The sequence below is a fragment of the Armatimonas sp. genome (assembly GCF_964826245.1).
Window position 1 is genome coordinate 1 of sequence record NZ_CBAYMC010000190.1, and the last position, 8,719, is coordinate 8,719.

At 56.9% G+C, this 8,719-nt stretch carries 4 protein-coding genes and 1 pseudogene; all 5 read left to right on the top strand.

Annotated features, from left to right (window positions below; genetic code table 11):
- Positions 1–32 precede the first annotated feature (32 nt).
- Positions 33–1,250: pseudogene (gene rimO / locus AC1XOS_RS16315) on the top strand (30S ribosomal protein S12 methylthiotransferase RimO).
- Positions 1,251–1,267: 17 nt separating this feature from the next.
- A complete protein-coding gene (locus AC1XOS_RS16320; RefSeq protein WP_481963284.1) occupies positions 1,268–3,265 on the top strand; it encodes a hypothetical protein in 1,998 nt (665 codons plus the stop codon).
- Positions 3,266–3,299: 34 nt separating this feature from the next.
- Complete coding sequence (locus AC1XOS_RS16325; RefSeq protein WP_481963285.1) at positions 3,300–5,819, top strand: transglycosylase domain-containing protein; 2,520 nt, start codon at positions 3,300–3,302, stop codon at positions 5,817–5,819.
- 2 nt (positions 5,820–5,821) lie between these two features.
- Complete coding sequence (locus tag AC1XOS_RS16330; RefSeq protein ID WP_481963286.1) at positions 5,822–7,912, top strand: penicillin-binding transpeptidase domain-containing protein; 2,091 nt, start codon at positions 5,822–5,824, stop codon at positions 7,910–7,912.
- The coding region (locus tag AC1XOS_RS16335) for an alpha-amylase family glycosyl hydrolase (RefSeq protein WP_481963287.1) at positions 7,909–8,719 on the top strand (811 nt) is incomplete at its 3' end. The genes AC1XOS_RS16330 and AC1XOS_RS16335, both read left to right, overlap by 4 nt.

The window sequence follows — 8,719 nt, forward strand, 5'->3', positions numbered from 1 at the left end:
AACTCGTTGAAGGGGATGCGGACGCCGATGTGGTGGTCGTTAATACCTGTGCCTTCATTGAGAGCGCCAAACGGGAGTCCCTGGCGGCAATCCGGTCTGCGCTGGCTCGAAAAGAGCGCGGTGAGATCTCTAAAGTCGTGGTGGCGGGCTGTCTTGCCCAGCGCTACGCCGAGACTCTGGCCCGCGACTTGCCCGATGTAGATGGGCTCTTTGGCATCCAGAGTGCCACCCAGATCGCAGACTCGATCTTCCCCCGCCGCACTGCCTTTGAGCTTCCTGTGCTGGGCAATAACTTCGTCCAGCCCATCGCCGAGAAGTACCCGCTTATTCCACCGTCACGGGTGCGGGCGACAGCGCCTTGGACGGCCTATCTGAAGATCTCCGAGGGCTGTGATCATGCCTGTACGTTCTGCTCGATTCCAAGTTTTCGGGGCAAGCACCGCTCCAAGCCGCTAGAGCGCATCGTTACTGAGGCCAAGCGCCTCGTGGATGCGGGAGCCATTGAGCTGAACTGAATCGCCCAAGACACCACGGCCTATGGGATGGATCTCTACAAAGAGCTCGCCCTGCCGCGTCTCTTAACCGAGCTGGGCAAGATAGAGAATCTGAAGTGGGTGCGCCTGCTCTACTGCTATCCCACGATGATGACAGATCGCCTGATCCAGACCATGGCCGACACCCCCAATGTCGCCCGCTATGTGGACATCCCGTTGCAGCATGGCGATGATGGCATGTTAAAACGAATGAAACGCGGAGGGTCGGTTTCTTCGTACTATAGGTTACTGGAGCGTCTGCGAAGCGCCATGCCCGATATTGCGGTACGGACAACGTTTCTTGTGGGCTTCCCAGGCGAGGATGCGGCGGCGTATGCGCAGCTCAGTCGCTTTGTCCAGGAGGCCCGCTTCGACCGACTTGGTGTTTTTGAGTACAGCCCAGAAGAGGGGACACCTGGATTTGAGCTGCGCCCCCGTGTGCCTGAGCGGATCGCTCGGCAGCGGCGGCGTGGGCTGATGGCCTTGCAACAGCCGATCTCGCTGGCCGCCAATCAGGCGCTAGTGGGAAAAGAGTTTGAGGTTTTGGTGGAGGGACGCGAGGGAGACGCGCTGATTGCACGCTCTTGGCGCGATGCCCCTGAGATTGATGGAACGGTGCGGGTTGTGGGAGCACAGGCGGAGCTGGGAAGCTGGCTGCGTGTGCGCATCACTGAGGCACAACCCTATGATTTATACGCGAAACTATCTGGAGGATAACGTTGGCTACAAAGAAAATGCCTAAGGCCGATAAGATCGAAGTGGCAATAAGACCGGCCAGTGAAGCAGACCGGGAGAAAGTACTGGCGGATGCCTACCTCTCCGATCTGATTTACGATGCACTGCTGGAGCGGGGCGAAGCATCTAAGTTCGCTGATATCGCTCAGGAGATTAATAACCCCAATATCAGCTCGACCGTGGTCTATGGTGCGCTAGAGCAGGATGTCAAGTCCGAGGAGCCACGGCGTATCCGTCGCTTTATCTTTGTCGAGCGGCTCTGGAACCTCTCGTCTCGCTACATGGATGTCACACGCTCTCTGGAGCGCAATCTCCTAGACATCATCCGGCTTGCGGGACGGCCCCTCTCCACGGCGCAGATTGCCACAGAACTCTCTGTGATCTACAACCGGCCCTCTGAGACCTACTTTAGCCTGCTACAGAAAATGCTTGCCAACGAGCAGCTCTACTTTAAGGGCAAGGGAAGCGCGTATGGCTTGGCTGAGTGGCTGCCGCTGGTAGATGGCGAGAACCTCGAAGAAGTCACGCTTGATAATAAGATCAAGGTGGAGACGGTAAACCGCTTGCTGCCACTTTCGACCAAAGTTGGCTGGTCTTCGGCAAGCTACAGTGAGTCGAGCTACAAGATCGTGGGTGCTCTTAAAGGCGTTCCCGTTCCGCACCGCCTGCTGGGCGTGCTGGCGTGGGCCGCGATGGGCGAGAAGTACGATCCCCGTGCCCACCTGCTGGCCTGTCTGAGCGATAGCCGCCTGACCTGGCTGAGCGTGGAGAATGGCAAGGGGCGCTGGATTACCCGTGAGACCGTCGAGCGCTTAGAGCGCCACCTCGCGGATCGCGTGGTGACTGCTGTGGAAGAAGTCGAGGAAGTGCCCGCACCGACACCGGTCGCCCCCCTGATTATCGAGGTCGCTCCTGAGCCAACCGAAGGTGAACCAGAGCCAGCGGTCGCTTTGGAAGTGCCCGAGCCTATCATCGAGGAAGAGAAGCTGCTGGGAGTCTCTGAGGCCGATCTGGCATCTCTGGCAAGTATTGTGAGTGAGCGTGGGGTTCCCATCGAGTCCTCCGAGCTTCTTGCGCTTCAGTACGAAGTCATGTCCGGCTACCCGTCTTTCAAGAGTGATTTGGCCATTCTCGAGGCCAAGCTCAAGTCCGATTCACGCTTTAGCTATATCGGCGCAGGGCGCTTCCGTGAGGCCGATACCCTCCCGCCCTTTGTCTACGATCTCCCCGAGTTTCTGGGATTCCCGGACCTACAGTTCGTCTCCATGGACGGCGAGATCATGGACGAAGAGATCGAGGATGAGGGGTTTGCCGGGAGCCTGCGTCAAGATATTTTTCTGCCGCTAGCACAGGATGCAGGTGATGACGAAGGTCGCTACACCGGCGCTCCCATCGAGGGCGAGGCACTGACTCTGGTTGTCAAAGCTCATCACAAAGAGATCGGGACATTCCCGCTCTGCCAGGTGCCGGATGGTTTCTTTCCCGCCGATGCACCCGTCGTCGAGGTGACCTTGCGGGAAGAAGATGGAACGACCCACGAGCTGATTGTCAACAACGAGCGGCGACTTGCCTTCAATCTCTTCTCGCTCTATGAAAAAATTGAGGCGGACTCGGGAGGATGCTTTTTGCTTCAGCCCACGCTGCGTCCTTATGAGTTCCGCGTCGAGGTTCTGGAAGAGACCGATCCGCAGGTCTATCTTAGCCCAGAGCGCTACGCCGAGCTACTGAGTGCTCGTGAGCAAGTTGAGGAGTCTGGGGAAGTCGCGACTTTTGATATCGTCTGTGAGCTTCTGGAAGAGCATGCCAAAGGGGTAGACTTCGTTCAGCTTCTCACGGAAGTCAATGTGGTGCGCCGCGTTACCCGTCGTAAGCTCGCCTCGATTCTGTCAAACTACTTCTGCTTTGTCCAGAAAGCGGGCACTGGGCAGTGGCGCTTCGATACCAAGAAGCGAGACATGGGAACGGATCGTACAAAGCGTAAGTACCTAAAGCGATAATCGCGCTAAGCAGTTAAGCAGGAGAGGTGTAGATATGGGGCGGCCACGCAGACGTAAAGGAGGCGGATTCCGCCTCTTTCTCAGCCGAGTAGGGGCATTTCTCGGGATTATTTTAGCGATAGTTCTGACGGTTCTCATCTCGGGCCTCCTCTATGCGGGCGATAAAGTGCGGTTGGCCGCTCAGGGGATGCCCAGCTCTGCCACCCTGAGCCAGGAGATGGCAGGCGGGGTGACCCAGATCTACTCCACCGACCGTGTTCTTCTCGGAGAAGTCTACACCCGCTTTCATGAGCGGGTGGACCTCAAGGACATCCCGCAGTGCCTGCTAGACGCCACGATTGCGATTGAAGATAAACGCTTCTATGAGCACCCTGGGATTGATCTTAAGGGAATCGCCCGCTCGATATACAAGAATGCAGCGGGGGGGCGGCGCAGTGAAGGCGCTTCAACCCTGACCCAGCAGCTTGTCCGCAATGTCATTCTGAGGAACCGCGAAAAAACCGTCGAGCGCAAGCTCCGTGAAGCTCTTCTTGCCTACCAGGTCGAGCGGAGCATGACCAAAGACCAGATCCTGGAGCGCTATCTTAACGACATTAACTATGGGGGGCAGATCTTCGGGGTGAAGATGTCTGCGAAGCTCTTCTTTGGAAAAGAGCTTAAAGACATCACGATCTCCGAAGCCGCGATGATCGCGGGGCTGGTGCAGAGCCCGCCGAAAACCTACCCTTTCCGCCACCCTGAAGCTGCGATGGAGCGGCGAAACACCGTGCTCATCACGATGCTGGAGCAAAATAAGATCACACGGGCGCAGTACGACACGGCTCGGGCCGAGAAAATCAATATCCTGCCAGAGCCTCCCAAGATCATTAGCTACAACTTTAAGGCTCCGCATTTTGTCCGCTATGTTCTAAAGCAGCTTGTTGCCCGCCATGGGGGGGATCAGGTCTACAATGGCGGTCTGAAGGTCTATACGACGCTCAACTGGGAGATGCAGCAGCGCGCCGATGAGATTTTGCGTGCTGGCATTCGCGCAGAGCGAGGCCGTGGCGTTACAGAAGGAGCCCTGATCTGTCTGGAGCCTCACACGGGCTGGATCCGTGCGATGGCGGCAGGAGTGGATGAGAAAAGTGAGGTGAACTTTACGGTCTTTGGTAAAGGACGCCAGCCGGGCTCGACCTTCAAGCCCATCGTCTATGCCGCCGCCTTCGACTCAGGCAAGTACAATCTCTACTCAGAAGTTCGTGACTCCGCGGTGAAGATTGGTTCGAAGTCGTTTCGGAACTACGGAGGGGGCTACTCCAATAGCGAGATGACTCTTGAGAATGCCATTGCAGTCTCGAAGAACACGATTCCCATAAAAGTCGCGCAGGTGATCGGTCTCAAGCGCATTGTAGACACAGCGCATCGCATGGGGATTAAGCAGAAGCTGCCCACCAATGACTACACGCTGGTTCTGGGCAGTATCGAGGTAACCCCGCTGGAGATGGCGAGTGCTTTCTCGACGTTTCCCAATGGCGGCGATCACGCCGAGCCCATCGCGGTTCGTCTTGCCGTGGATGCGCAGGGCAATGTGATCGAGCGCAACGAGCCTCGCATCACGAAGTCGGTCATCAAGGAATCCACCGCGGCTAGTATTGGCAAAGCGCTAGAGGCGGTGGTGAATCGTGGAACGGGTAAGGCGGCTAACACTGTTCCTGGAGTTCGTGGCAAGACAGGAACCACGAGTGACAATAAAGACACTTGGTTTGTGGGCTACACTCAGGAGCTGGTTGCTGCATTGTGGGCCTGTAACCGACAGATCAAGCCCGTCTTGGACAAGGCGGGAAAGCCTATCCTGGATAAAAATGGCAAGCCAAAGATGATGGAGCGCTATCTGGAAATGGATAGTGATGCCACGGGAGGCCATGTGAGCGCACCGATCTGGGGACGCTTCATGAGTGCTGCGGTTCCCATCCAGCAACGTGCCGGTCTGGAGCCGATTTTACTGCCGGAAGATCTGCAAAAACAGCGCCTTGCAGCGGCGGCGAAGGTTCCTCCTACTCCTCAGCCCGATAAGATCAACGATGCGGGGGAGCTGGTGGTGATGATCTGTGAGGAGACCAGCAAGCGGGCTAGTGCTTACTGTCATGAGACAGTCGAGAAAGTTTTCCCTAAAGGCACGGTGATCAATTCCTGTAAGCTACACAAAGCACCCACTCCAGAAGATGTAGCCACGACGACGGCAAGTCCCGCACCAGAAGCACGAGAGGAGCCCACACCTGCCCCACGCCGTCGGCGACGGCGCGATGCGGCTGCTGAGGAAGAAAAACGTCAGGAAGAAGAGAAGCGCCAGCAGCGTGAGGAGCAGCGTGCTCGCGTGGAGGAAGACACCAAGCCACGTGACGAAGAGAAAAAGCCGGAAGAGCGTGGGGAAACCGAAGTTGAGGTCTGTACCGAGACCGGCAAGCAGGCAACGGCTTACTGTCCCGAGAGAGTCATGAAGAAATTCCCTGTGGGAACACGCGTTGACAGCTGTAGAATTCATAAGGCTCGAACGGGCGAAGAGGACCGCTAGCCATGTCCCGCCACCGCTACTTTACGCCTCCGCAAACGCAGCAGCGTGTGGCTGAGGACATCAGCATCGTCCGAATTATAGGGATGGGTGGAGTGCTGCTCAGTCTCTTCTCCGTTCTTGTGGGACGACTATGGCTTCTGCAAATGGTGCGTGGTGAAGAGCATCGCGACAAGGCACTTTCCAACCGGAGTCGAGCCGTCCGGACAACGGCTCCGCGTGGAGTTATTAAAGATAGTAAGGGACGTACTCTTGTTGATAATACAACAAAACGTGTTGTCTTTCTTCATCCCGATGAGGTTGGGGGAGTAGAGCGCCTGCTTCGCATTGTAGACCCAGCACGTCTTATCCCGCCGCCTAAGGAAAAGCCCGCAGGCTCTAAGAAGCCCCTTGCAAGCCCCGCTCCTACACCAGCACCCGTGCCACTGACAAAAGCGGAGGCACTGCGTGAGCTGGATAAAAAGCGGAGCCCCAAAAAACTAGCAAAGCTACAAGAACAAGATAAACAGGCAAGTGCCTATCTTGATCTTTTGGCAAAGCGGATTGAGGTACCCCGTGAGGAGCTGGAAAAGACAATTCGAGGAAAGATCAGCGGAGCAAACGATCCTATTCCCATTCGCGAGGGAATTGACCAGGCGCTCATGGCTCGCATCTATGAGCTGCAAGACAATCTACCAGGAGTGTCTGTCGAAGTGGTACCGATGCGCTACTACCCTTTCCCCAATCGGGCGACCCATGTTCTAGGGTTTACCGCACAAGTAAACCCCGATGATCTCAAGACACCTAAGCTCGCCGACTATCCTACGGACAAGAAGTACCGTCCGGGGGATCTGATCGGGCGCACCGGGCTAGAGATGCAGTATGATGCCTATCTACGAGGAACTTTAGGCTCGGAGAGGTTTGAAGTGGATGGTCGGGGCCGCCGTCGCAAAGAGATGGGGGAAGTACCCGCCAAAGCCGGAGACACGCTGGTTCTAGCGCTGGATGCCCGTGTTCAGGAGGCGGCGGAGAAAGCCTTGGGGGGAAATCCAGGGGCTGTGGTGGCAATAGACCCGCGCAATGGTCATATTCTCGCCATGGCCAGTGGCCCTACCTACGATTTGAACCTGCGAACACGCCCCATGACGACAGCTGAGTCCGATATGCTCAATAAGGACAAGGCGAAGAGGCCCTTGCTCAATCGAACCATTGCGAGATTTCCGCCTGGCTCGACCTTTAAGATTGTTACCATGGCAGCGGGCCTGGCTTCGCACCGCTTGCCCAGTAGTGCTTTTTGCCCAGGTTATATCTCTCTGGGGGGAAATAAGAAGAAGAAATGCCACGGAACGCATGGTAGTGTTAGCCCTACGTCTGCATTTGCGCAGTCTTGCGATGTTTTTTACTACAACGCGGGTGTCAAGATCGGAGATGTCACTCTTGCGGAGTGGGCAGGGAAATTTGGTCTTGGCAAAGTAACGGGTCTCGATTTTCCCTACGAGAAATCCGGGACAATTCCCACAAAAAAGTGGGTGACGGAAGAACTTAAAGAGGGGTGGTGGCGAGGAAATCTCTATGACATGGCGATTGGCCAGGGCTATGATGAGGCAACCCCGCTTCAGATTGCACTTGTCGCTGCGACAATTGCCAACGGAGGCACGGTCTGGCAGCCACATCTCGTTGATAAAGTGGTAGATAGCGATGACCCAAAGAAAGTATTGCTCGAAACTAAGCCTGTGGAGCTGGGTAAGCTAGGACTGAGCAAAGACCATATTGGGCAGATTCAGCGTGCCATGCGCTCTGTGGTGGAGTCGGGGACAGGGAAAGCGGCGGCAGTCTCGGGTATTGAGGTCTATGGTAAGACAGGGACGGCAGAGACGGGAGTGAGTGCAAAGACGCATGGTTGGTTCACGGGGTATGCCGCTCGGCGTGGCGAGGCTCCTAGTATCGCGGTCTGTGTCTTTCGTGAGGCGCTGAAATCAGGAGATAATTTTCACGGTGGAGATGTCTGTGCCCCTGCTGCCCATCACGTGATTGAGACTTACTTTAGTAGCGAGACCACGAAGTCTCCTGTACCCAAACCAACACCAGCTCCCAGCCGTCGTAGACGAAGCCGATGATCCCGGAGCTGATTCGTCTTGATCCCACCCTCACGCCTTACACGGCGGAAATCCAGCAGCGCCTAGCACTCTACCAGGCTACTCAGGAGAGGCTGGGGCCACTGACGGGAGCCATCAGCCAAGGCCATGCCTACTTTGGTTTTACGCAGACCACAGCGGGCTCTGTGGTCTACCGGGAGTGGGCACCCGTAGCCACGAGCCTGCACCTGATCGGAGATTTTAATGGCTGGAATCGGAGTGCAACCCCTCTCGTGCGGGATGATCACGGAACCTGGGAGGTCACTCTCCCCCCCGGCGCATTGGTTCAGGGAAGCCGTGTCAAAGTGCATGTCCACGCCGCCGATGACAGCCGCCTCGACCGCATTCCCGCCTACATTCGTCGGGCAACCCAGGACCCCGAAACAAAAGACTTCTGCGGCGAAGTATGGTTCGCACCATCCTCCTCCCCCGCCCCTCCTCCCAATCCTGGGAGGAGGGGCGGGGGAGGAGGGGCGGGGGAGGAGGGGCTTCGCATCTATGAGGCACATGTGGGGATGGCACAAGAAGAGCCGGGAGTGGGGACTTTTGCGGAGTTCACGGAGAAGATTCTCCCCCGGATCGCCGCGCTGGGCTACAGTGCGGTGCAGCTCATGGCGGTTCAGGAGCACCCGTACTACGGCTCGTTTGGCTACCATGTCAGTAGCTTCTACGGCGTTTCAAGTCGCTTTGGCACGCCCGATGACTTGCGGGCGCTGATTGAGCGTGCGCATGCGCTGGGCCTGCGGGTGCTGATGGATCTGGTGCATATCCACGCAGTTAAGAACCTGC